This window comes from Kribbella kalugense, assembly GCF_004365875.1.
GTDB lineage: Bacteria > Actinomycetota > Actinomycetes > Propionibacteriales > Kribbellaceae > Kribbella > Kribbella kalugense.
In genome coordinates this window covers 331,363-354,473 of record NZ_SODF01000003.1, presented here as the reverse complement: position 1 = coordinate 354,473, position 23,111 = coordinate 331,363, and the positions used below count along the sequence as shown (strand labels likewise).

The 23,111-nt window shown below is 67.7% G+C and carries 27 protein-coding genes and 1 pseudogene; 15 read left to right on the top strand and 13 right to left on the bottom strand.

All coding sequences use genetic code 11. From position 1 onward, the window contains the following. Positions 1–10 precede the first annotated feature (10 nt). Both EV650_RS33005 and EV650_RS33000 read right to left on the bottom strand, forming a co-directional pair. Entirely contained in the window at positions 11–937 is a 927-nt protein-coding gene (locus EV650_RS33005; RefSeq protein WP_134123082.1) for an aldo/keto reductase, read from the bottom strand. A gap of 25 nt (positions 938–962) precedes the next feature. Next, positions 963–1,556 (bottom strand): TetR/AcrR family transcriptional regulator, encoded by a 594-nt coding sequence (locus tag EV650_RS33000; protein ID WP_166678365.1) that lies wholly within the window; start codon positions 1,554–1,556, stop codon positions 963–965. Positions 1,557–1,667: 111 nt separating this feature from the next. Here EV650_RS33000 and EV650_RS32995 point away from each other — a divergent pair, with 111 nt between their 5' ends. Continuing rightward, entirely contained in the window at positions 1,668–2,387 is a 720-nt protein-coding gene (locus EV650_RS32995; RefSeq protein WP_134123080.1) for an MBL fold metallo-hydrolase, read from the top strand. 60 nt (positions 2,388–2,447) lie between these two features. Next, positions 2,448–2,921, top strand: a complete 474-nt coding sequence (locus EV650_RS32990; RefSeq protein WP_134123079.1) for a hypothetical protein — start codon at positions 2,448–2,450, stop codon at positions 2,919–2,921. On the opposite strand, the gene EV650_RS32985 is transcribed toward EV650_RS32990, so the two are convergent. Next, positions 2,908–4,656 carry a cytochrome c biogenesis protein CcdA gene (locus EV650_RS32985; RefSeq protein WP_134123078.1) on the bottom strand — a complete coding sequence of 583 codons (1,749 nt, stop codon included), beginning with the start codon at positions 4,654–4,656 and terminating at the stop codon, positions 2,908–2,910. The two genes, EV650_RS32990 and EV650_RS32985, sit on opposite strands and share 14 nt — an antisense overlap. A 164-nt stretch (positions 4,657–4,820) precedes the next feature. On the opposite strand from EV650_RS32985, the gene EV650_RS32980 reads away from it, so the two are divergent. Then, a complete protein-coding gene (locus EV650_RS32980; protein WP_134123077.1) occupies positions 4,821–5,489 on the top strand; it encodes a fasciclin domain-containing protein in 669 nt (222 codons plus the stop codon). Between the two features lie 55 nt (positions 5,490–5,544). Here EV650_RS32980 and EV650_RS32975 read toward each other — a convergent pair whose 3' ends face one another. Beyond that, positions 5,545–6,024 (bottom strand): pyridoxamine 5'-phosphate oxidase family protein, encoded by a 480-nt coding sequence (locus tag EV650_RS32975; protein ID WP_134123076.1) that lies wholly within the window; start codon positions 6,022–6,024, stop codon positions 5,545–5,547. Positions 6,025–6,168: 144 nt separating this feature from the next. Next, on the bottom strand, positions 6,169–6,966 hold the full coding sequence (locus EV650_RS32970) for a phytanoyl-CoA dioxygenase family protein (RefSeq protein ID WP_134123075.1): 798 nt from the start codon (positions 6,964–6,966) through the stop codon (positions 6,169–6,171). 71 nt (positions 6,967–7,037) lie between these two features. On the opposite strand from EV650_RS32970, the gene EV650_RS32965 reads away from it, so the two are divergent. Beyond that, on the top strand, positions 7,038–7,874 hold the full coding sequence (locus EV650_RS32965; protein WP_134123074.1) for a helix-turn-helix transcriptional regulator: 837 nt from the start codon (positions 7,038–7,040) through the stop codon (positions 7,872–7,874). Here the strand turns inward: EV650_RS32965 and EV650_RS32960 are convergent. From EV650_RS32960 to EV650_RS32950, 3 genes are read right to left on the bottom strand one after another with little or no spacing between them, the layout of a single operon-like run. Beyond that, on the bottom strand, positions 7,852–8,250 hold the full coding sequence (locus EV650_RS32960) for an MAPEG family protein (protein WP_134123073.1): 399 nt from the start codon (positions 8,248–8,250) through the stop codon (positions 7,852–7,854). The two genes, EV650_RS32965 and EV650_RS32960, sit on opposite strands and share 23 nt — an antisense overlap. Beyond that, positions 8,247–9,209 carry an ATP-grasp domain-containing protein gene (locus EV650_RS32955; protein WP_134123072.1) on the bottom strand — a complete coding sequence of 321 codons (963 nt, stop codon included), beginning with the start codon at positions 9,207–9,209 and terminating at the stop codon, positions 8,247–8,249. The genes EV650_RS32960 and EV650_RS32955 overlap by 4 nt, the downstream gene beginning before the upstream one ends. Beyond that, positions 9,206–10,102 (bottom strand): glutamate-cysteine ligase family protein, encoded by an 897-nt coding sequence (locus EV650_RS32950; protein WP_134123071.1) that lies wholly within the window; start codon positions 10,100–10,102, stop codon positions 9,206–9,208. The genes EV650_RS32955 and EV650_RS32950 overlap by 4 nt, the downstream gene beginning before the upstream one ends. Positions 10,103–10,162: 60 nt before the next feature. Between EV650_RS32950 and EV650_RS32945 the strand changes: the two genes are divergently transcribed. After that, positions 10,163–10,663 carry a MarR family winged helix-turn-helix transcriptional regulator gene (locus tag EV650_RS32945; protein ID WP_134123070.1) on the top strand — a complete coding sequence of 167 codons (501 nt, stop codon included), beginning with the start codon at positions 10,163–10,165 and terminating at the stop codon, positions 10,661–10,663. Here EV650_RS32945 and EV650_RS32940 read toward each other — a convergent pair. Then, positions 10,627–11,199, bottom strand: coding sequence for an ArsR/SmtB family transcription factor (locus tag EV650_RS32940; RefSeq protein ID WP_134123069.1), 573 nt, complete (start codon positions 11,197–11,199; stop codon positions 10,627–10,629). The genes EV650_RS32945 and EV650_RS32940 overlap by 37 nt on opposite strands. A 25-nt stretch (positions 11,200–11,224) precedes the next feature. On the opposite strand from EV650_RS32940, the gene EV650_RS32935 reads away from it, so the two are divergent. Beyond that, the gene (locus tag EV650_RS32935) at positions 11,225–11,827 is read left to right on the top strand and encodes a dienelactone hydrolase family protein (RefSeq protein WP_238174635.1); all 603 of its coding nucleotides are present in this window, start codon (positions 11,225–11,227) and stop codon (positions 11,825–11,827) included. Positions 11,828–11,935: 108 nt separating this feature from the next. Here EV650_RS32935 and EV650_RS32930 read toward each other — a convergent pair whose 3' ends face one another. After that, positions 11,936–13,360 carry an MFS transporter gene (locus tag EV650_RS32930; RefSeq protein WP_134123068.1) on the bottom strand — a complete coding sequence of 475 codons (1,425 nt, stop codon included), beginning with the start codon at positions 13,358–13,360 and terminating at the stop codon, positions 11,936–11,938. Between the two features lie 120 nt (positions 13,361–13,480). On the opposite strand from EV650_RS32930, the gene EV650_RS32925 reads away from it, so the two are divergent. The 5 genes from EV650_RS32925 to EV650_RS32905 are packed head-to-tail and all read left to right on the top strand — an operon-like array spanning position 13,481 to position 17,896. After that, positions 13,481–14,680 (top strand): cytochrome P450, encoded by a 1,200-nt coding sequence (locus EV650_RS32925; RefSeq protein WP_134123067.1) that lies wholly within the window; start codon positions 13,481–13,483, stop codon positions 14,678–14,680. After that, positions 14,680–15,324, top strand: coding sequence for a TetR/AcrR family transcriptional regulator (locus EV650_RS32920; protein ID WP_134123882.1), 645 nt, complete (start codon positions 14,680–14,682; stop codon positions 15,322–15,324). Before EV650_RS32925 ends, EV650_RS32920 begins: the two co-directional genes overlap by 1 nt. Next, positions 15,321–16,463 (top strand): NAD(P)/FAD-dependent oxidoreductase, encoded by a 1,143-nt coding sequence (locus EV650_RS32915; RefSeq protein ID WP_134123066.1) that lies wholly within the window; start codon positions 15,321–15,323, stop codon positions 16,461–16,463. The genes EV650_RS32920 and EV650_RS32915 overlap by 4 nt, the downstream gene beginning before the upstream one ends. Positions 16,464–16,492: 29 nt before the next feature. Then, positions 16,493–17,689: a cytochrome P450 gene (locus tag EV650_RS32910; RefSeq protein ID WP_134123065.1), complete on the top strand. Its 1,197-nt coding sequence runs from the start codon at positions 16,493–16,495 to the stop codon at positions 17,687–17,689. Between the two features lie 12 nt (positions 17,690–17,701). Continuing rightward, positions 17,702–17,896, top strand: a complete 195-nt coding sequence (locus tag EV650_RS32905; protein WP_134123064.1) for a ferredoxin — start codon at positions 17,702–17,704, stop codon at positions 17,894–17,896. Here EV650_RS32905 and EV650_RS32900 read toward each other — a convergent pair whose 3' ends face one another. Then, positions 17,897–18,679, bottom strand: coding sequence for an NAD(P)H-binding protein (locus tag EV650_RS32900; RefSeq protein WP_134123063.1), 783 nt, complete (start codon positions 18,677–18,679; stop codon positions 17,897–17,899). 53 nt (positions 18,680–18,732) lie between these two features. On the opposite strand from EV650_RS32900, the gene EV650_RS32895 reads away from it, so the two are divergent. Then, positions 18,733–19,077 (top strand): VOC family protein, encoded by a 345-nt coding sequence (locus tag EV650_RS32895; RefSeq protein ID WP_134123062.1) that lies wholly within the window; start codon positions 18,733–18,735, stop codon positions 19,075–19,077. Then, positions 19,067–20,185: an epoxide hydrolase family protein gene (locus EV650_RS32890; protein ID WP_134123061.1), complete on the top strand. Its 1,119-nt coding sequence runs from the start codon at positions 19,067–19,069 to the stop codon at positions 20,183–20,185. The genes EV650_RS32895 and EV650_RS32890 overlap by 11 nt, the downstream gene beginning before the upstream one ends. A gap of 78 nt (positions 20,186–20,263) precedes the next feature. Here EV650_RS32890 and EV650_RS41360 read toward each other — a convergent pair. After that, a pseudogene (locus tag EV650_RS41360) lies at positions 20,264–20,500 on the bottom strand (GNAT family N-acetyltransferase); the annotation flags it as partial. A 214-nt stretch (positions 20,501–20,714) separates the two neighbouring features. On the opposite strand from EV650_RS41360, the gene EV650_RS32880 reads away from it, so the two are divergent. Further along, positions 20,715–21,206 carry a winged helix-turn-helix transcriptional regulator gene (locus EV650_RS32880; protein ID WP_134123059.1) on the top strand — a complete coding sequence of 164 codons (492 nt, stop codon included), beginning with the start codon at positions 20,715–20,717 and terminating at the stop codon, positions 21,204–21,206. Here the strand turns inward: EV650_RS32880 and EV650_RS32875 are convergent. Beyond that, positions 21,203–22,081, bottom strand: a complete 879-nt coding sequence (locus EV650_RS32875; RefSeq protein WP_238174634.1) for a Sco1979 family transcriptional regulator — start codon at positions 22,079–22,081, stop codon at positions 21,203–21,205. The two genes, EV650_RS32880 and EV650_RS32875, sit on opposite strands and share 4 nt — an antisense overlap. A gap of 166 nt (positions 22,082–22,247) precedes the next feature. Between EV650_RS32875 and EV650_RS32870 the strand changes: the two genes are divergently transcribed. Then, positions 22,248–23,078: an SAM-dependent methyltransferase gene (locus EV650_RS32870; protein ID WP_134123058.1), complete on the top strand. Its 831-nt coding sequence runs from the start codon at positions 22,248–22,250 to the stop codon at positions 23,076–23,078. Positions 23,079–23,111 lie beyond the last annotated feature (33 nt).

The window sequence follows — 23,111 nt, the reverse complement described above, 5'->3', positions numbered from 1 at the left end:
CTGCTGTTGGCTACGGGAGCGTGTGACCCGCCGCGGTGTAGAGGTGGTACCACTCTTCTCGGGTTAGGCGGATGGTTGCGCCGGTGGCGGCGTCCTGGACTCGGGTTGGGTTGGTGGTGCCGATGACGACCTGCATGTTGGCGGGGTGGCGGGCTATCCAGGCGATGGCGATTGCGTCGGGGGTGGTTTCGTACTTGGTGGCCAGGTCGTTCAGGGCGTCGTTGAGTGCGCCGTAGTTCTCTTGGTCGCCGAGGAAGACTCCGCCTGGGGGTGGTTTCTGGACGGAGCCCCAGGTTTGGATGGTGATGTCGTTCAGGCGGGAGTAGTCGAGTACGCCGAGGTCGCGGTCGGCGGACTGGTCGAGGCCGGTGATGTTGGCGGCCAGGCCCTGGGCGACGAGGGCGGCGTTGGCGAGGCTGAACTGCATCTGGTTGACGACGAGCGGCTGCCGGACCGACTTGGCCAGCAGCTCGATCTGGCCGGGGGTGTGGTTGGAGACGCCGAAGGCCGCGACCTTGCCGCTGGTGTGGAGCTCGTCGAACGCGGCCGCGACCTCGTCCGGCTCGACCAGGGTGTCGGGCCGGTGGATCAGCAGCAGGTCCAGGTACTCCGTCCGCAGCGCGGCCAGCGACTGCTCCACGCTCGCGAGGATGTGCTCGCGGGAGGAGTCGAAGAATCCGGCCCGGATGCCGACCTTGGACTGGATCCTGATCTGGTCCCGTTCGGATGCGGGGACTGCCTGCGCGTCGCCGTACCGCTGCTCGCAGCCGTGTGAACCGCCGTAGATGTCGGCGTGGTCGAACATCGTCACGCCGGCATCGCGTGCCGTGCCGACCAGCTCCCGGATCTCGCCGTCGCTGAGGTTCTTGATCCGCATCAGCCCCAGCACGACCCGCGACACGGTCATCCCGGCTTTGGTCAACTCAACGGTCTCCATGACAGCTGGTTGTATCAGCTCCCGTTCAGCTGGACCTGGTCGAGTGCCCAGCAGGCTCATGGCCGCCGGTTGCGAGGGCGGTCAGCACGCGCGACAGGCCGAAGTCCCAGGCGACGTCGACGTCGCCGCCGAGGCGGAACGCGCCGGCGAGCTCCATGGTGATGAAGCCGTGCGCCCAGGCGACGAGCATGCGTGCTGACGGCAGAGCGTCGTCAGCTCCCGCCAGCACCTCCATCCGGTCCAGCAGGGTCGTGCTCGAGCGTTGTGACCGCGCCTCCGCACCGCCGATGAGCGGGTCGGAGGTGAACATCAGGCCGTAGGTTGCCGGGTTCGCGAGCGCGAACCGGCGGTAGGCCGAGGTCATCGCCCGCAGGTCGGTCATCGGGCTACCGGTCGAGGCGGCGGCGTCGAGGAGGTCGGTCAGCTCGTCGGCCACCTGGTCGAGCACGAGCCCGATCACGTGGTAGCGATCCCGGACCCGTTTGTAGAGCGAGGGACCTTTGACGCCGACCTCGGCCGCGATGGCGCGCATGGTCAGGGCGGCTGCGCCGCGCTCCTCGAGCAGCTGACGAGCGGACGCCACGATCGCGGCTTCGGACGTCACTGCGGGGGCGGGCATCGCGATCACCTCTGGCTCTCTCTGAGGATTTCTCTTGTCATTCGCGCCAAGGCTACATAGTGTAGCCATCACTGCGCGCCGGCGTGGGACGAACAAGAAGGAGCGCAGGTCGTGAGGATCGCCGATGGGTTGCACCGGATCGGTTCGGACGTCGTCAACAGCTACCTCGTCGTCACCGGCGACGGGGTCACCGTGATCGACGCGGGCCTGCCGGGCTATTGGAAGTTGCTGCAGGCCGAGTTGCAGGAGCTGGGACTGTCGCTGGACGACGTGCGGGCGCTGATCCTGACCCACGGCGACACCGACCACATCGGCTTCGCCGCCAAGCTGTACGCCGAGAAGGGCATCGCGGCGTACATTCACGAGGCCGACGCGCCGCGCGCCCGGCTGGACGTGAAGAAGCCGAACTCCGGGTGGGGCCCGGTCAAGGTGGGGCCGCTCGCGAGCTTCTTGTGGTACTCCGCACGGCACGGCGGACTCCGGATCCCGCCCGCGACCGGTCTCCAGACGGTCGCGAACGACGAGGTGCTCGACATCCCCGGCGCACCGCGGATCATCCACACGCCTGGGCACACACCGGGCAGTGTCGCGGTGCATGTTCCGGCTGTCGACGCAGTGTTCCTCGGCGACACGTTCACGACGAGGAACGTGCTGACCGGTGTGACCGGTCCGAAGCCGGCGCCGTTCACGCTCGAGCCGAGCCAGGCGATCGCGTCACTCGACAGGCTGGGCGACGTGAACGCCACCTGGGTGCTGCCCGGCCACGGACCGGCGTGGGACGGCGGCGCACCGGACGCAGTACGTCTGATCCGCGAGGCCGCCGCGAAGTAAGGGGACCGACGGCGGCCGTAAGGGGCCGATAGACCCTGAAGGCGGTCCTCGCAGCAGATCATGCTGGGGCTGGAGGGGATCGTCATGGTGGCTGATCGGCATCTCGGCGGTGTGCTGCCGCTCTCGGCACGAATGGGCCGGCAGAACAAGGTCTTGCTCGGGCTGCTGCTGTTCAACGGCGTCAGCGCCGTGGCCGGAGGGCTCGCGCTGATGATGGAATGGATCCCCGAGCAGGCTTCCTGGGTCCGGCATACCGACTTCCCCAGCAACTACTTCCCCGGTGTGATCCTGATGGCCCTGGTCGGCGGTACGTCGCTGATCGCGGCCACCGCTCTGGTCAAGCGCACTGACGGCCGGCAACTCGCCGGCATCGTCGCCGGGACCATCATGGTGTTCTGGATCATCGGAGAACTGGCCTCGATCCGTGGATTCCACTTCCTGCAAGTGATCTACCTCGTCACCGGCGCGCTCGTGGTGATGCTGACGCCCGGTCGCGCGAACGGCCCGGCGGCCGCGGCTGTTATCCGAAGCTGAAGGTGAAGGCGGAGATTCCGGGGGAGTAGGTCAGGGTCATCGTCTTGCGTTCCGGTGTGGTCTTGTCGACCAGCTGGTAGGCGTTGGGGGTGCCGGAGACCTTGATGGTCTTGTCGGGTTCGCCGGGGATCGAGACCGTGACGGTGCCTTGGCCGGACAGGACGTGGTACACCTTGGCGGCCTGGAAGTTCAACCTGGCTTGGGATCCGGCGGTCGAGGTGACGCTCTGGGTGCCGACCTTCCAGTTGCCGCCGAGGCTGTAGCTGTCGTTCGGCTGGGCGGAATTGAGGCCGAAGGCAACTGTCTTGTCCGGCGTGAGTTTGCCGGTGCCCTTCAGGTTCGCCGATCGGGAGTACGCCAGGTACGTCTCGGGCGTCGTACCGTCGCCGCCGATCGTGTCGGCCTTGACGCTGCCGTCGACCGGAGCGGGCAGCTTGACCGACGGGTTCGCGGCCTTCAGTAGCTGGCGGATCTGGTCCTCGGTCTGACCGTAGTCACCTTCGCCGAACTTGATCGATCGGACCGTGCCGTCGGCATCGACCAGGTATTTCGCCGGCCAGTACTGGTTCCGGTACGCCGTCCAGGTGGCGAGGTTGTTGTCCTGAGCAACCGGGTAGGCGATCCCCTCGGTCTTGATCGCCGACTGCAGGTTGCCGGCCGACTTCTCGAACGCGAACTCCGGTGAGTGGATCCCGACGATCTCCAGTCCCAGCGAGCGATACGCCTTGTCCCAGGCGAGCAGGTGTGGGGTCGCGCGCTGGCAGTTGATACACGAGTACGCCCAGAAGTCGACCAGGACGACCTTGCCCTTGAGGCTTGCCAACGTCACCGGCGTACCGCCCGGGGTGTTGAACCATTTCTGCGTACCCCGGATCTCCGGAGCCGGACCGCAGGACGCGAGCTCGGCCGCGCCGGGCGTGCACTTGGACAACTCCTCGCTGCCCGAACCGATGGCCGGCGCGAGTGCACCCTGGACGGTCTTGTTCTGGGCGACTTTCTGCTCCAGCCCGCTGGTGTAGCTGGGCAGCGATCGCTGGATCACGTCGGTGATGTTGAACGCCAGCGCAACGGCCAGCGCGATCATCACGACGCCACCCGCGATCCGGAAACCGCGGGCATGATCGCGGTACGCCTTGACCCGCTGCGAGATCCGGGAGCCGGCTGACGCGAAGATCAGCAACGGCAGCGCGGCACCGATCGCGAAGGAGATCGTCAGTACGACGGTCCGCCAGCCGACGTGTCCGGTAGCGCCGGCGACTGTGATCGCGGCGAGCACCGGGCCTGCACACGGCACGTAGAGAGTGCCGAGGCCGAGCCCGAGAACGAAGGCACCGTTGTTGTTCCGGTTGATCTTGGGGAGCCGGTAGAACGGCTTCTCGATCCAGTGCCCGAGCGCCGGGAAGATGAGCCCGAGTCCGACCAGGCTGAGGATGGTCAGTCCGCCCCACCGCAGAAAGTCGTCGGGCAACCCCAGCGCGGACAGGATGACCGAGCCGGCCAGTGTGAACAGGCTGAAACTGACGACGATGCCCCCGATGATCTTCAGCGGCCGGAAGTCACGCGACGGCGTACGGACCTCGACTTCCTCGACCAGTACGTCGCCGTCCGCGGTCGCGGGGCGAGACGGGCGCGAGTTCGTTCCGGCGAAGAAGATGATCGGGAGCATCGGCAGTACACACGGCGAGACGCCGGTGATCAGGCCGCCGAGCAATCCGATCAGAGCCAGGGTAATCATCGAGAGTCTCCATCCAGCGGAAGTATTGCCGGCGGTACTTCGTCACCGGACAGCCCAACGGATGGGTTGAAAGACAGACCCATCCGCCGGACGGACCGCCCCGAATGAGGGATGTCAACGGTGAGCCGCAGCGCTCACGTCATCCCATCCGGAAAGAGATCGTCATGTCCCGAAAGATCGTCCACGCGAGCCTCGCCGCGACCGCTCTGGCCCTCGTCCTCGCTACCGCGGCCTGCGGCTCTGACGACACCAAGGCCAGCAGCTCCCCATCTACGAGCACCTCGTCGTCGGCGCCGGCCGAGACTCCGAGCACGTCCGCCTCGATGGACGACGCAGCCGCCGGCCTGGTGGGCCCAGGGTGTGCCGGTTACGCCAAGGCCAACCCGAGCGGCGCCGGCTCCATCGACGGCATGGCAGCTGCTCCGCTGGCCACCGCCGCGTCCGGCAACCCGCTGCTGAAGACCCTGGTCGCGGCCGTCTCCGGCAAGCTGAACCCGAAGGTCGACCTCGTCTCGACCCTGAACGGCGGCGAGTTCACCGTCTTCGCGCCGGTCGACACCGCCTTCGCGAAGGTCCCCGCCGCGACTGTCAACACGCTCAAGACCAACGCGCCGCTGCTGACGAAGATCCTTACGTACCACGTGGTTTCGGGCCAGCTCGACCCGACCTCGGTGGTCGGCAAGCACCCGACCGTTGAGAAGCAGGACCTCACCGTGACCGGCTCCGGCGACACCATGAAGGTCAACGGCGCCAACATCATCTGCGGCGGCGTGAAGACCGCCAATGCCACCGTCTACCTGATCGACTCCGTCCTGATGCCCCCGGCCGCCTGAGCACTACCGGACCGGTGCCCTCGACAACAGTTGCCGACGGCACCGGTCCCGACTTTCACTCGGTCTCTTGGCGGTCGCCACCGGCCGGGTTGTTGATGAAACGGTCCGGCCTGATCAGCACCGCCGTACGCCGGTCCGCGATCATCTCGCGGTCGTATTCGTCCAGGTCCGGGTGTACGCCGCCAGCCGCCTGGTAGATGTCGCGCAACAACACCCGCAACCGCTCCGCGTCGATCCCTGGCAGCGGATCGTCCGGCCCAGTCAGCTCCACCGATCCGCTGACGCCGATCCACTCCCAGCCCGCGCGGAACACCAGCGTCGCCGTCGGCGTCCGTCGCAGATGAGTGAGCTTCGCGGTCCGCCCTCGCGCGACGAACGCCACGACCGGCTCACCGGTCAACGGATGGTCGAGTACGCCGGCGTTCACCACCGTCGCGGCCGGCTCGCCGGACCGCCGTTGGGTGATGGCCACGGCGAGGAAATGATCCCGCCGCCCGAGTTCGTTGATCCGCTCGAGTCCCGCACGCGTCTCCATACCGACGAAACTAACGGACTGGGTCGCTCTGCGGACGTCCACGCCATCACAATGCAGTGCTCGGTAGCCCGCCAGGCGGGGTCGTCACTGCCTGGACTCGGTTGTGATGGCCTGGCGGTACGCCCCCAACTCGGCACCACCCGGTCAGCGCGGCCAGAGCAAGGGCTGGATCGCCGGATCTGTGTAGTCGGGGTCGGGGTTGTGGCGGACCAGGGTGTCGTTCGGGTGGGTTGCGCCGGGGCGCCAGCGGTTGGTGGTGGGCTGCAGGTGGATGGCGATCGATCGGCGGGGCGTCGTACTCAGGTTGGGTGAGCTGCCGTGTACGGTCCGGCAGTTGTGGAAGCTGACCTGCCCACGACGCATCCGCGGTACGACGGGAGCCGGATCGAACCCTTGCGCGACGATCGACGCCTCGAGGCCGGCCGCGTCCTGCGAGAAGAAGTCCAGTCCGTTCACAGACCACCGATGACTGCCTGGCATGAACGCCACCGCGCCGTTCACCTCATCCACGTCGTGGAAGCCGACCCACGCGGTGAGCATCTCGTCCGACGTACACGACTGCCAGTACTGCCGATCGGTATGCCATCCAACCTGGGCCGATCCACCAGGCGGCTTGAACAACAGTTGGTCGTGCCACAGCCGGATCCCGCCCGCACCGGACAACGCAGCCGCCGTCGCGCCGATCGCCGGATGCCGAACCAGCGCGGCCAGTTCGTCCACTCGCAGCGAGGAGTAGTCGTTCTTCCGCAGTACGTCGCCGTCCGCCGGCTGCCACCCGCGAGTCGCCGGTACGTCGGGCAGCGCGTGGTCGTGGTCTCCGGCGTAGAACCTGGTCATCCCATGCTCGGCCGCGTCGATCACCTCGGACGGCACGATCACCGGCGAGATCCAGTAGCCGTGCTCACGGAAGAACGCGATGTCCTCAGATCCAGGAAGCTCCATGCAGCCAAATCTAGGAACCAAGCGCGCCGTCAGGCGTTGCTGATGTTCAGGCGACTGGACACAATCTTCAGGTGTCCATCAGTCGCCCGAGCGGACTGCGCGCCGGCTTCCACGCCGAGGGTTTCGAGACCACCAGCGGCCTGCTGCACGCGGGCGAGCAGTGGGTGCCCGAACAGTTCCTGATCGAGCCGCACGAGCATCCGGTCTGGGAGATCTACCTGCAGCAGCACGGCAGCACGCACTGGGTGGCCGACGGCCAGAGCTACGTCCTTCACCCCGGCCACCTCTTCGCCGTACCGCCCGGCGTCCCCCATCATCTGGCCGGCCGGTCCGGCAACCATCACTTCTACTTCGCCGCGATCGACCTCGACCCCGTCGTACGACGGCAGCCCGCACTCGCAACGCCCTGGCCGAAGACCGTCGTACACCGGGAGGCGGGCGAGCTCACCCACGCCTTCGCGCAGCTCGTCCGCGAGCTCGCCACTCGTTACGAGTACGCCGAGACCGGTCTGACGCTGGCCGTCGACCAACTCGTGCTGGCGGTGTCGCGGTCGCTCGCGCCGGCCGCGGTACCGCAGCTTGCTATGCATCCGGCGGTGCGGACCGTGAAACGCCTGCTGGACCAGGAGTTTCACGAAGGCTGGACGCTTCGGCAGCTTGCCGATCGGGTCGGACTCGCACCGGCGTACCTGGCCGAACTGTTCGTCGGCGAGCTCGGCCAGCCGCCGCACCGGTACCTCAACGAACGCCGCATCGACCGCGCCCGCCAGCTCCTTGAGACCAGCGATGTCACCATCACCGCACTGGCTTTCACGCTGGGCTTTAGTTCCAGCCAGCATTTCGCGCGGGTCTTCCGGCAGCTCACGGATACCACCCCGACAGCGTTCAGATCGTCACAATCGCGGTGACGCCGAGCGCGACCCCGACGACATAGGTGCCCATGGCACCGATACCGCGGAACGGGCCGTAGGCCGCGAGCGAGCTGGCCGTCAGCATGCCGACGGCGTGCACGGTCCGGACGACAACAGCCGCGATCGCGAGTACGTCGACGACCCAGCTGCCGGACAGCGCCGAGCAGACCAGCAGCAGCACGATCATCGTCGGGATGTATTCGGCCGCGTTGCCGTGCGCGCGTATCGCGATCAGCAGCCGGTCGCTGGGGTCGGTGGGCAGTTGGTTGCCGGCGCCACGGATCGCGCGCTGCCGGCTGACATTCGCACCGAGCAGGAACAGCAGGATGCCCATCAGGGCTATGCAAACAACGGTGATTGCGTCGAGATTCATACGAGTGCTCCTTCGAACAGGTGAGTCACGATGGTTTGGCTGAGTTGCGTCCCGAGCAGGGCATCCGTCTTGTGCATGCCGCCCGGGCAGGTGACGTTGACCTCGATCAGCCGGCCGCCGATCACGTCGAGACCGGCGATGGCCAGGCCGTGCGCGCGCAGCTGCGGTCCGAGGGCCGCGACGATCGCGCGATCGTGGTCGTCGATCTCGGCCGGTGCGATCGGCGGCCCGATCCGGAAATCGTCGACGGCGGGTCTGCGGAGTACCGCGCCGACGATGTCGCCGTCGAGCAGGAAGAGGCGTTTGTTGCCGTTCTCAACAGCGGGCAGGTACTGCTGAGCGATCACGTGCCGCCGCCCGCCGTGACTCGCCGACTCAAGCAACGCGACCGCGCCCTGGTCGTCGTGCACCAACCACACGTCCAGTCCCGCGAACCCGTCGACAGGCTTGACGACCGCCGTGCCGACTCGAGCCACGAACGACCGCAGCGCCCCGACATCAGCACCGACATAGGTCGGCGGACAGAGCTCAGGAAACTGCAACGCGACAAGCTTCTCGTGCATCGCCCGGATGCCTTCGGGCCGATTGATCACTCGTGTCCCGGCCCGCTCGACCAGATCCAGCAGGTACGTCGTGTGCAGGTACCGCGAGTCCACCGGCGGGTCGATGCGCAGATGGACCAAGTCGAGCAAGGCGACATCGACGACCGCGACATCGAGCTCGTCCCACCAGCTCGAGTCGACCACCCACCGATGGTCGCCACCGACTGCGTAGCGAGGCCGCAGTCGAATCCGGCGAGCGTGGGCCTGCACGCGGCCGTCGGCGACGGCCAGCTCTTCCGGTCCGCAGCACCAGATGTCGTGGCCCAGGTCCTGGGTCGCACTCATCAGCCCGATGCTGGCGTCGATATCGCCGGCCAACCCGGCCAACGGGTCAGTCACGAACAGCACGCCGCTCATGCCGCCACCTCCCGATCCAAGACGCCTGCGGCCGACGCGCGCCACAGTTCTGCCAAGTCGGTCCGCTCGAGCGCCCGAAGTACGTTGCGTCGGCGCACGTCGTCGTACATCAGGCTGGTGAGTATGGCGATCGCGCGCTCAGCCCCAGGCAGCTCCTGGGCATCCAGGAAGCGGACCTCGAGATAGCTCCCACGCGGCCGGACCGGCGGGAACAGTGTGGTGAGGTGTTCGGTGAGGCCGTCGACGAACGGCGAGGCACCCAAAGCGAAGTCGGCGTACGACGCGACTGGGTCGTCGCCGTGGAGCACCCGGTCGTCGAAGCCGGTGCGAGCCGGGTCGACATCGAGCCAGGTGCTCAGTCGTCCGCCGTCGCGAGCGAAGGCCGCTGCCAGGAACGGGCCGGCCAGGTTGAGTACTCGCCACTGCTCGAGGCCGGCCGAGCCGGGCCACCAGTCCAGGCAGATCTGGGTGGACGCGGTACGGCGCATCATCCGACGGCCGGCAGGTCCGATGGTGTCGAAGTGCGCCTGCATCGCGACGTACCGCGAAGAGGTCAGCTGGAGCGGCACATCGTGACGCGGGTCGACCGGGATCGCGGTCAGCGTGATGCCTGTCCTGGTGAGGTGATGCCGTAGGTCCGCGGTCAGCGCGCGGAGTTCGCGGACGGGAGAGAGCGACGGCGGGAGGCTCAGCTCGAGCTGACCACCGGGCTCGAAGCTGACGTACGGCGCCGCGATCGCTCCTGCGACAGCTCGCCGTACCCGCTCGATCGGCACCCCGCTGCCGTCCGCCGCCGCGACGACGTACTCCTGCTCGATCGCGACCCGGACCGTCCGCCCACGCCCCCTGGCGAACAAACCGGCGACGATTGGCCGAAGTTCTTTGGCATCCATCAGGCCCCTCCCTGATACCGTAAGGATTCCTGTCGAAATAATGGAAGGTATCCTTACAACATGTCAAGGCCTGAGCCCCCGCGGCCCGACGTGAAGCCGCTGATCGCGCTGGTCGAGCGCGCCAACCGGGCGCTCCAGTCCGACATGGTGCGTCGGGCCCATGCCGCCGGGCACACCGAGGTGAAGATGGCCCACAACTCGGTCTTCGGCACGTTGCACGCCGACGGCGCGCGGGCCGCGGAGATGGCCGCCCGGGCCGGAATCACCCGGCAGTCGATGGGTGAGGTGATCCGCGACATGGTCGGCCTCGACCTACTGGAGATGCAGTCCGATCCGCACGACGGGCGGGCGAAGGTGGTCACCTACTCCGATCACGGACTGGCCGTGGCCGGCGACGGGTTCGAGTACCTGATCGCGCTCGAGCGCCGCCTGGCGGACGAGTTCGGCGAGCAGGAGTACGCCGTCGTCCGCGACGTACTCGCCCGCCTGGTCGACGTCCTCGACCGCTTCGCCGCCGAGGACGCTCAGGCTTCGTCTTCGGCCGGTGGCAAGGTCGGGTAGTCGACGATCGGGTAGAGACCGACGGCGATGCCGTACGTCGTGTCGCCGGAGCGCGGGAGCTGGTCGAAGTCGTGGATCAGCCCGGCGACCTGCTGCCAGAACTCCGTCGCCCGCTCCTCAGGGATCCGGGCGTGCCGGATCAGCGAGAACATCTGACCCGCGTCGTACGCCGCTTTCGACTCGCCGGCCGCGACCTCGAAGTCGTTGAAGTCCTGGGGCAACTGCCCGTCCTGCCGGCCGAGCCCGACGTAGAACATCCGCGCCGCGCGGCCGTAGAACCGTTCCTCGATCGCCCGCACCCGACGGGTCCGGACCACCTGCAGGATGCCCGCCTCGGTCAGCACTTTCACGTGATGAGCGACCGTGCTCTTCGGCCGACCGACCGCCGTGGCCAGCTCGGTCACGGTCGCGGCGCGCTCATGCAGCAGCCCGAGGATCGTCGTCCGCAGCGGGTCGCTGATCGCCCGCACCTGCTCGGCGGTGGTCAGCTCGATCGTCTCCGCGAGCTCGTAGTCGGGCACCCTATTGATCGACATGATGCGAATAGACTAGCATCGTCGATTGTTCGAGATATCTGGATCATTGGAGCTGATGATGGCCGAGGTCGTGCTGTACCACCACTCGCAGGGGCTGACGGACGGGGTGAAGGCGTTCGCCGAGGAGCTCCGGCAAGCGGGCCACACCGTCCACACGCCGGACCTCTACGAGGGCAACACCTACGCGACGATCGAGGAGGGCATGGACTACGCGAGGTCGAACGGCTTCGGCGTGATCGCGGAGCGCGGTGTCGCGGCCGCGCAGAGCCTGCCCGAGGGCGTGGTGTACGCCGGATTCTCGCTCGGCGTGGTGCCCGCCCAGCAGTTGGCGCAGACCCGCGCCGGTGCTGCCGGCGCGCTCCTCTACTACTCGTGTCTGCCGGTGGAGGAGTTCGGCAGCTGGCCGGACGGCGTACCGGTGCAGGTGCACGGCATGGACGAGGACCCGTTCTTCACCGAGGAAGGCGGCGACCTGGACGCGGCCAAGGCCCTGGTCGCCGCCACCGACAAAGCCGAACTGTTCCTCTACCCCGGCAAGGAACACCTCTTCGCCGACTCCTCCCTCCCCAGCTACGACGAGGCCGCTGCAAAGCTCCTGATGCAGCGCACCCTCGACTTCCTCGCCTAGGTCCTCGGCGGGAGAACAGTACGTATACGTCCATTTCGCCGGATCGGCCGCGCGGCTGAGCGTGGCGGTTCCCGCAGTGGACGTATACGTACTGTCGAGCTGCCGCCGCTACGCCTGCGCCGCCGCCTCTACTGCCACCGGCACGCTGGCGCGGCGGGTCGGGATGAAGGATGCGATGGCGAGGGCGGTGAGGGCGGCGCCGGCTCCGATCAGGAGGACGGTGCGGAAGCCGGTCTGTGACGGCAGGGTGAAGGTGCCGAGGGTGACGGTCAGGTTGGCCAGGATCACGCCGGCGACCGCGCTGGAGACCGAGGTCCCGATCGACCGCATCAGCGTGTTGAAGCTGTTCGCGGCCGCGGTCTCCGACACCGGTACGGCGGCCATGATCAGCGCCGGCATCGCGCCGTACGCCAGGCCGATGCCGGCGCCGATCAGCAGCGAGACCAGCACCAGTTCCCAGACCGAGCCCATCAGCACGCTGCCGACGGCGTACCCGGCCGCGACCACGACCGCGCCGAGCATCAGCGTCACCTTCGGCCCGCGGGACTTCGAGATCTTCGCCGAGAACGGCGCCGTGATCAGCATGACCAGGCCGGACGGACCCATTACCAGGCCGGACGCGAGCATCGACTGGCCGAGCCCGAAACCAGTTGCCTTAGGCATCTGCAGTAGCTGCGGCAACACCAGCGACATGGCGAACATCGCGAACCCGAACACCATCGACGCGAGGTTGGTCAGCAGCACCTGCGGGCGGGCGGTGGTCCGCAGGTCGACGAGCGGCTCGCTGGTACGGCGTTCCCACCAGCCCCACGTCAGCAGCGCGACGATCCCGAGGGCGAACAGGCCGAGCGTCCGCCCGCCGGTCCAGCCCCAGCTGGCACCCTGAGAGATTGCCAGCAGCAACGAAATCAGGCCGACCGACAGTCCCAGCCCGCCGAGCAGGTCGAACCGGCCACCGGAGCGAGCGGACGACTCCGGGACGAAGCGCAGTACCAGCCCGAACACGATCACGCCGAGGGCGGCCGACAGCCAGAACAGCGTGTGCCAGTCGAAGTTTTCCGCGAGCAGCGCCGCCGCGGGCAGGCCGAGTGCGCCGCCGACTCCGAGGGACGCACTCATCTGCGCCGTCGCCGAACCGAGCTTCTCGGCCGGCAGTTCGTCGCGCATGATGCTGATGCCGAGCGGGATCACACCGGCGGCCAGGCCTTGCAGCGCGCGACCGGCGATCATCGGTACGAGCGAGCTGCTCAGCGCGGCGACGACCGAGCCGGCCACCAGCATGCCGATGCTGATCAGCAGCATCCGGCGCTTGCCGTACATGTCGCCGAGGCGACCCATGATCGGGGTCGCGACCGCGGCCGCGAGCAGGGTGGCGGTGATCGCCCAAGCGGTCTCGGCGGCCGAGGCGTTCAGCAGCTGCGGCAGCTTCGGGACGAGCGGGATCACCAGCGTCTGCATCAGCGCGACCGTGATACCGGCCGAGGCGAGCACCGGCACGACAGCGCCGGCACGCACGGGTTGAGCAGCGGACATCGCAGCCTCCGAGGCGGACTGTAGATAGTTGGTTTGTGCAACCATACGTTAAGTCAGGCAGTTGACTTAAACAAGTCGAACGGGCAAGCTGGGAGAGAAACCACTCGGAGGTGATGGCCTGTGACTCAAGGTGATCAGATCGACTACCCGATTCCGCCCATCGATGCGATCGAGCCGCCGCCGGAGTGGGAGCGGCTGCGGCAACAGTGCCCGGTCGCCCACGTCCGGCTGCCCAGCGGCGACCAGGCCGCCTTGCTCACGCGGTACGACGACGTTCGCCAGGTGCTGTCCGACCCGCGGTTCGCCCGGTCCGCGGACGGCGCCGCGCGGGTCTCCGCCGAAGGCACCGGGGTGTTCGACCGGCGGCGGCCCGGCGTACCGCAGTCGGGGGACGGGCATCAGCGCTGGCGGCGGATGATCACCAAGTGGTTCACCGCCAAGCGGATGGCGGCGTTGCGGCCCGCGATCGAGGCGATGGCCGATCAGCTCGTCGATGACATGGTCGAGCGCGGGAGGCCGGCCGATCTGAAGGCGAATCTCGGATTCCCGTTGCCGGTCTGGGTGATCTGCGAGCTGCTCGGCGTACCGGCGTCGGACCGTGAGCGGTTCTCGTACTGCTCCGACACGTTCCTGAACCTGAGCCGCTACTCGGCCGCTGACATGGAGGCCGCGCACACCGAGTTCGCGGCGTACATGGCCGGCCACATCGAGGCCAAGCGTGCGGACCCGGGCACCGATCTGCTGAGCGACCTGATCACCGGGACCGACTCGGCCGGCGAGCGGTTGAGCGACGACGCGCTCGTCTCGACCGGCATGGGGCTGCTGATCGCCGGCCACGAGACCACGACCAACATGATCGGCAAGATGATGGCGATGCTGCTCGCCGACCGCGAACGCTGGGAGCAACTGCTCGCCGATCCGGCGCTCGTCCGCACCGCCGTCGAGGAGACGTTGCGGTACGACGCGAACGCCGGCTTCGGGATGATCCGGTACGTGTCCGAGGAGCTCGAGCTCGCGGACGGCGTACTGCCCGCGGGGACGACGGCGGTGTGCAGCATGGCGTCGGCGAACCGGGACGAGCGGATCTTCGACGACGCCGGCGAGATGGACCTGACCCGGAGTCCCAACGTGCACCTGGCGTTCGGAGCCGGGCCGCATTCGTGCATCGGTCAGTCGCTGGCGCGGACCGAGCTGCAAGTGGTTCTGGAAGTGTTGCTACGGAGGCTGCCGACGTTGGAGTTGGCGGTGCCGGCTGCGGAGTTGCCGCTCGTCGAGGGATTGCTCGTCGGCGGACTCCGGGAGGTAAGGGTGATCTGGTGATGATGTCGAAAACGGTCCGATCCGCAAGGGTGAACGCGACCCGCGATCTGATCCTGGCCACGGCCGAGCGGATGTTCGCGGAGCGTGGTGTGCACGAGGTGTCCAACCGGCAGATCAGTGAGGCGGCCGGCCAGGGCAACAACACCGCTGTCGGGTACCACTTCGGGACCAAGACCGACCTGGTCCGGGAGATTGTCCGCAAGCACGCGGCGCCGGTCGAGGAGCGGCGCCGCGAGCTGATCGCGGAGCTCGGCGCGGATCCGGATGTCCGGGACTGGGTGACGATCCTGGTGAGGTCCTCGACGGACCACATGGGCAGCCTCGGTACGCCGAGTTGGACGGCCCGGTTCAACGCGCAGTTGATGAACGACCCGTCGCTGCGCCAGATCCAGCTCCAGGAGTCGCTGGGCTCGCCGACCCTGCAGCGTGTCATCGAGGGGCTGAGCGATCACCTCGCGGAGCTCCCGCCGCCGGTCCGGATCGAGCGCGGCGACATGGCTCGGCACTTGATCATCCAGATGACCGCGGAGTTCGAGCTGGCGCTGGCCGAGGGTACGCCGACCGCCCGGGCGACCTGGCACGAGATGGCTGACGGTCTCATCGACGGGATCGTCGGACTACTGACCGCACCGGTGACTGCATGAGTGTGTTGGTCGTGGGTGCCTCCGCGGCCGGGTTGACGACCGTGGAAGCCCTACGGCGGAAGGGATATCGGGAGCCGATCACGGTGCTCGGTGCCGAGTGGCATCCGCCGTACGACCGGCCGCCGTTGTCCAAGCAGTTCCTCTGCGGCGACTGGGACGAGGCCCGGACCCGGCTGCGTCCGGACACGATGCTGTCGGCGCTGGACGCCGAGTTCGTCCTGGGTGACTCTGCTGTGGCGTTGGACGTCGATCGCAGGCTGGTGCGGACTGCTGCCGGCCGCGCGCTGACGGCTGATGCGGTGGTCATCGCGACGGGGCTGACGCCGCGCCGCCTTCCTGGGCCGGATCTCCAGGGCGTGCATGTACTGCGGACTCTCGACGACGCCGCGGCCTTGCGCAAGGACCTGGTGGAGGGCGCGCGCGTCGTCGTGGTGGGCGACGGCGTACTCGGTGCCGAGATCGCCGCGACTGCTCGCAAGCTCGGGCTCGCCGTCACGATGGCGGGTCCGCAGGCGGTGCCGCTGGAGAGTCAGCTCGGTCCAATGGTCGGTGGGTTGCTGGCTGAGCTGCACGCGGCTGAAGGCGTCGACCTTCGGTTGGGTATGGCGGTCACCGGGCTGACGGACGTGGACGGTCGGGTCAGCGGCGTACGACTGGCCGATGGCGACGTACTGCCCGCGGACGTGGTGGTCGTGGCATTGGGTGCGTCGCCGGCGACCGAGTGGCTGGATGGGAGCGGGCTCCGGCTCGACAACGGTGTGGTCTGCGATGCCTACTGCCGGGCGGCCGACGGCGTCTACGCGGCCGGCGACGTGGCGCGCTGGCAGCACGAGGATTCCCTGCTGCGGTTGGAGAATCGGACCAACGCGACCGAACAGGCGATGTGTGTCGCCGCCAACATTCTCGGTGAGTCGCTCGCCTATCGACCGATCCCGTACTTCTGGACCGACCAGTTCGCGGTGAAGGTCCAGGTCCACGGCCGCCCGTCCGCCGACGCCGAGGTCACCGTTGCTGAAGGCAACGTCGCGGACGGTCGCTTCGTCGCCCACTACCGCCGCGGCGATCGGCTCGTCGCGGTGCTCGGCTGGAACCTGCCGAAACAGACCCGCGTGCACCGGGAGCAGCTCGTGCACGCGTAAACGCAACGCCTCTCTGGGGAAGGATTTGTATGACTACTCCGGTTTATCCGATGACCCGGGCAACAGGTTGCCCGTTTGATCCGCCACCGCAGCTGCGCGAACTGCAGCAGGAGGCGCCGCTGGTCAAGGTGGACATCTTCGGCAAGCCCGCCTGGCTGGTGACGCGGTACGACGACCAGCGCAAGCTGCTCGCCGATCCGCGACTGAGCGCCGACGTCACCACGCCGGGCTACCCGAGTCCGACCGGGCAGCCGCCGCGGAAGGACGGGGTCGGCATCGGGTTCATCCTGATGGACGACCCGGAGCACGCGCGGATGCGCCGGATGGTGACCGCGCCGTTCATGATCAAGCGAATCGAGGCGATGCGGGACGGCGTACAGAAGATCGTCGACGGGTTGATCGACGACCTGCTGGCGGGTCCGAAGCCGGTCGACCTGGTGGAGGCGTTCGCGCTGCCGGTGCCGTCGCTGGTGATCTGCCAGCTGCTCGGTGTCCCGTACGCCGACCACGACTTCTTCCAGCAGAACAGCAAGACGATGATCCGGATGACCGCATCGCTCGAGGAACGGACCGCGGCGCACGGCAACCTCGCGTCGTACCTCGACAAGCTGGTCGGCGAGAAGCTGGAGAACCCGGGCGACGACCTACTGTCCGGGCTGACCGAGCGGGTCAAGTCCGGCGAGCTCACCCAGCAGGAGGCGGCCGGGATCGGCGTGCTGTTGCTGATCGCCGGTCACGAGACGACTGCGAACATGATTGCCCTCGGCACCCTTGCGCTACTCGAGCACCCGGAGCAGCTCGCCGTACTGCGGGAGACCGACGACCCGTCGGTGGTCGCGAGTGCTGTCGAGGAGCTGCTGCGGTACCTGAACATCACCCACAACGGCCGGCGGCGTGCGGTGCTCGAGGACATCGAGCTGCACGGGCAGGTGATCAAGGCCGGCGACGGCGTGATTTTCCCGAACGACATCGCGAACCGGGACGAGTCGGTGTTCTCCGATCCGGACACGCTGGACGTGCACCGGGACGCGCGGCGGCATGTCGCGTTCGGCTTCGGCGTACATCAATGCCTTGGGCAACCGTTGGCGCGGATGGAGCTGCAGGTCGTGTACAGCACGGTCTACCGCCGGATCCCGACGCTGCGCCGGGCGGTCGAGCTGGACGAGATCCCGTTCAAGCACGACGGCGCGGTGTACGGCGTCTACTCGCTCCCCGTCACTTGGTGAAAGGACAACCTCATGAAGATCATCGTCGACCAGGACAAGTGCGTCGCCTCCGGCCAGTGTGTGACCGCCGCGGCTGACGTCTTCGACCAACGTGACGAGGACGGCATCGTCGTACTCCTCACCGACAACCCCTCCGAGGACCTCGCCGCCGACGTACATCAGGCGGCAGCCGTCTGCCCGGCCTTGGCCATCGTCGTCGAGGACTGATCAGCCGAAGGCGGCCGCGTTCCGGTCGGCCCAGGCGCGGAAACTCCGCGCGGGCCGACCGGTCAGGTCCTGCACGGCGCCGGTGACCAGATCGGACGCCGGCCGGTTCTGGGCGCTGCCGATCAGTGCGTCGATGAGCGCGTCCGGCCGCCCGTCCGCACGCAGTTGCGCCCGCGCCTCGTCGAACGGCGTCGGCGCGAAGGTCAGCTCGCGACCCAGCGCCGTACCGAGAATTGCTACCTGGTCGGCGCGGCTGAGCACCTCCGGTCCGGTGAGAGTGTGCACCGTCCCCGGCTGTGGTTCACGCAGGACGCGTACGGCGGCCGCCGCGATGTCGGCCGGGTCGATCACGGCGGTGGCGGCGCTGTCGGGTCCGCGAACGAGGTCGCCGGCCCGCAACTGCCCGGCCCAGCCGAGCGCGTTGGACGCGAAGGTGTCGGCCCGGAGGATCGTCCACTCCAGCCCGGAGTGCTGGACGGCAGCCTCCAGGTCGGAGTGCAGCCGGGTGATCGGGTCGGTGTCGGCGCCGAACCGCACAGCGGACGAGGACAGGTAGACGACTCGCCGCGCGTGCTGAGCAACCTTCTCGAGCGTCGCCGCGGCGCGGTCGGCGGTGAGGAACGGCCAAACCAGGAACACGCTGTCGACGTCGTGGAGCGCCTCTGTGAGCGTGTCGGGGCGGGCCAGGTCAGCGCCTGATCGACGACTGAGCGTTCTTGCCTCGGGCAGCAGCGTGGTCAGCTCTCGGCCGACATTCCCGGTCGCACCCGTCACGAGGATCATGCTGTCGCCAACCTGATCTGCGAGTGTCGGTATTCCCGTCTACAGTCCTGTAGATGATCAACGGAGCGCATGTGATCGTCTACAGCACTGACGCCGAGGCGGATCGGGCCTTCTTCCGGGATGTGCTCGGGTATCCGTCGGTGGATGCGGGGCAGGGCTGGCTGATTTTCAAGTTGCCGCCGGCCGAGGTGGCGGTGCATCCGGCGGAGACCGCGTCGCATGAGCTGTTGCTGATGTGCGATGACCTCGACGCGACGATGGCCGAGCTGACAGTGCACGGGGTGGAGTTCACCGCGGTGCAACGGCAGCGGTGGGGTGTGTTGACGTCGTTCCGGCTGCCGGGTGGTGGCGAGATTGGGTTGTACGAGCCGTTGCATGAGCGGGCGCATGATCTCTGAGTTCCGGATCGCGGTGCCGCAGGACGCGCTGGACGATCTGCGCAGCCGGCTGGCGCGAATTCGTTGGCCTCGGCAACTACCTGGGGACGGGTGGACGCGTGGGGCGCCGGTTGAGTATGTGCGCCGGGTGGCGGAGCGATGGGCGGCGTACGACTGGCGGTTGTGGGAGGCGCGGCTGAACGAGTTTCCGCAGTTCACCACCGAGATCGACGGGCAGACGATTCACTTCCTGCACGTGCGATCGCCGGTTGCGGACGCGTTGCCGTTGATTCTCACGCACGGGTGGCCGGGTTCGGTTGCGGAGTTCCTCGAGGTGCTGGGTCCGTTGACGGATCCGGCGGCGTACGGCGGGGATCCGCGGGATGCGTTTCACGTCGTCGCACCCTCCGTGCCGGGGCATGGGTTCTCGCTGCCCCTGCAGGATGGCTGGAATCACGGCCGGATCGCCGGTGCCTGGGCGGAGTTGATGCACCGGCTCGGCTACGAGCGGTACGGCGCGCAAGGCGGCGACACCGGGTCCGTCGTGTCACCGCTTGTCGGGCAGGTCGATCCGGAGCACGTGGTCGGCGTACATATCAACGGGGGGCTGGCGTTCCCGCAAGTTGAGGCCAGTGATGTGCTGACCGATGTCGAGCGAGAACGGTTGGTGGCGGCCGAGCGATTGCGAGCGGTCGGGACCGGGTACGCCGAACTGCAGGGGACTCGGCCGCAGACGCTCTCGTTCGGGTTGAGCGACTCGCCGGTCGGACAGCTGGCGTGGATCCTGGAGAAGTTCTGGGAGTGGACCGATCCGGCCCGTGAATTGCCTGAGGACGCGGTCGATCTGGACCACCTGCTAACGGACGTTTCGATCTACTGGTTCACCAACAGCAGCGCGACTTCCGCCAACCTGTACTACGAGAATCGCCAAGCGGCGGACGAGATCCGGCCGAGTGTGCCGACGGGTGTCGCGGTCTTCCCGACCGATCCCGCGATCCGGTCGGTGCTAGAGCGCCGGCACCACATCGTCCATTGGTCGGAGTTCACCCGCGGCGGTCACTTCGCCGCGCTGGAGGCTCCCGACCTGCTTGTCGACGACATTCGGGCGTTCTTCCGGCTGGTCCGGTAGGCGAGCCGGCGCGACGAACGTGAGCAGCGTGCCGTCGCGTTCCACGGTCGCCTCCGGCCAACGTCGCCGTACCATCCGGATCGAGCGTTCGTTGGCGGCGCTGACGACGAACAGGAAATGCGTTGCGCCGGCAGAGATTGCGTCTGCGGCAGCGATCGACAACATGCGAATTCCGAGGCCGCGGCGTTGCTCCTCCTCACCGATGATCGCGGCGAGTTCGGCGGTGGTGTCGCCGGGAGCCCAGGCCCACATCGCATGGCCGACGATCGTGTCCTCGCGCGTTGCCACGAAGGCCGCGCCGGCTGGACAGAGCATCCGCAACAGCAGCGCCTCGCGCGGCGGGGAACCGATGGCAGTCTGGAAGCGGAAGTAGCGGCTGAGGTCGGTCAGTCGCGACAGCATCCTCGCCAGCTCGTCCGCGTCGGGTTCGCCGGCGCGTCGGACGAGCGGCGGTCTCGTCTGAGTCTGGTTCACGGATTCAGCCTGCTCTGACTTGGCTGAGTCTGTCAAGTGGACTTATCATGATGGCATGAGTACGACAGTCGACGAGCAGGTACCAGAGGCGATGAACTGGTCCACGGAGAACTGCACGATCTCCCGGACGATGGAGATCCTCGGCGACAAGTGGACTTTTCACGTACTGCGTGAGGTCTTCGTCGGCGTCCGCCGGTTCGAGGACATCCGCGCCCGGGCCGGCATTCCGCGGCAGGTGCTCACCGAGCGGCTCGCGGCGCTGATCGAGCGCGGCCTGATTCGCCGCCATCCGTATCGGCTGCCCGGCCAGCGCGAGCGTTCGGAGTACCGGCTGACCGAGGCGGGTCTGGACCTCTACCCGGTGCTGGTGGCAATGATCCAGTGGGCCGACGTGTATCTCCCGCTCGACGACGGTCCGCCGATCGAGCCACGGCACCGCGGCGACTGCGGCGAACGCGTCACCGTCACCATGCACTGCGAGGGCGGCCACGAGCCGACACCGAGAGAAGTCGCCTTCCGCCCCGGTCCGGGCGCGCAACCTCGTTAGACGTCGAGTCGCGCGATGGCTTGGCGGAGGATGTTTTCGGTCTCGCGGGGCTGGGCCGCGGTGATGGAGACGGCGTCCATCGTGACGACGTACGTGTCGAGTTCTTCGCGCTTGTCGAGGTAGATCGCGCTGGTGAGGTGCTCGATGTAGACGATGTCGGGAAGGTCGCTGTCGTTGTAGCGGAGCAGGGTGAACGCGCCGCCGGTCGAGATGTAGCCGCCCTTGGCGAACGGGATGATCTGCAACGTGACGTTGTGCCGGCGGGAGGCCTCGATCAGGTACTCCAGTTGGGCTTTCAGGATCGCGGGGCTGCCGATCGGGCGTCGCAGTACCGCTTCGTCGACGACCGCCCAGAGCCGCGCCGGCCGTTGCCGGGTCAGCACGTCCTGGCGGCTCTGCCGCAACGCGACCAGCCGGTCTTCCTCGGCCCGTGGCAAGGGCAGATCCTGCCGGCCGAACTTCAGCACGGCACGCGCGTACTCCGGTGTTTGCAGCAACCCAGGCACGAACTGCAACTCGAACGTACGAATCAGATCCGCAGCCATCTCCAGCCCGAGGTACGACTGGAACCAGGCCGGCGTCAGGTCGTCGTACCGTTGCCACCAGCCCGGGTTGTTGGCCTCGCGCGCCAACGTCAGCAGGCGTTCGCGCTCGTCGCCGTCGTCCACCTTGTAGAGCGTCAGCAGGTCCTCGACGTCGCGGACCTTGAAGCCGACCCGGCCCAGCTCCAGCCGGCTGATCTTGGACTCCGAGCCGCGGATCGCCCAGCCCGCGTCGGTCCGGCTGATCTCGGCTTCCTCACGCAGGCGGCGCAGGTGAACCCCGAGCATGATGCGCAGCGCGGTCGGACCGCTGTACGCGCCCGGCTCGGTCACGTCTCGCCTCCCAGCAGCAGTGGTTCGGTGTGCAGCAGTTGATCATTCCATAACGGATCGTGAACATGTCCATACCGCACGCGCCGACACGATGTGTTCAGCGCGCCGTACTCTCGGTAGAGTCGGTCGAACAGACGCACCCATTCACTCTCTGCGAGGTTCACTGATGGTCGACGCCACCAAGGCACCCAGTTCGATCCCGGTCGGCGTGGACACCTCCCGGGCCAGTATCGCCCGCGTGTACGACGCCTTCTTGGGCGGCAAGGACAACTTCGAGGTCGACCGCGAGGTACTGCGCGGGGTCCAGGCCGCCGCGCCGCAGGCCCAGGACCTGGCCTGGTCGAACCGGAACTTCCTGATCCGCGCCTGCCGGTTCCTGGCCGGCCAGGCGGGTATCACGCAGTACCTCGACTGCGGGTCCGGTCTGCCGACCGCCGAGAACACCCACCAGGTCGTGCAGCGGATCCAGCCCGAGGCCAAGGTGCTCTACATCGACAACGACCCGGTGGTGCTCGCGCACGGCCGGGCGCTGCTCGAGGAGAACGAGAACACGCTGTTCATCAGCGCCGACATCTTCGATCCGGACGAGGTGCTGAGCAAGCCCGAGGTGCGTGACTTCCTCGACTTCGGCGAGCCGATCGCCGTGATCCACAACGGCACGCTGCACCACTACATCGGCACCGAGGGCGCGCAGATCATGCAGAAGTACGTCGACGCGGTGGTGCCCGGGTCGTACACGGTGGTTTCGCACTTCTACAATCCGGAGACTCCGGAGCACTCCGAGGTCGCCCGGAAGATGGAGGACAAGTTCATCCACAGCCCGATGGGCAGCGGTAGGTTCCGCACCCGCGCGGAACTGATGGAGTTCTTCCCCGGTCAGGAGCTCGTCGCCCCAGGCCTGGTGCTCTGCGACGACTGGTGGCCGGACGGCCCGCGGCTCAAGCCGCTGAGCCAGGTCGAGGAGTGCATCGTCGGCGGGGTCGGCCGCAAGATCTGACCGTACGTCGCGACGCCCGGGACCACTGCGGTC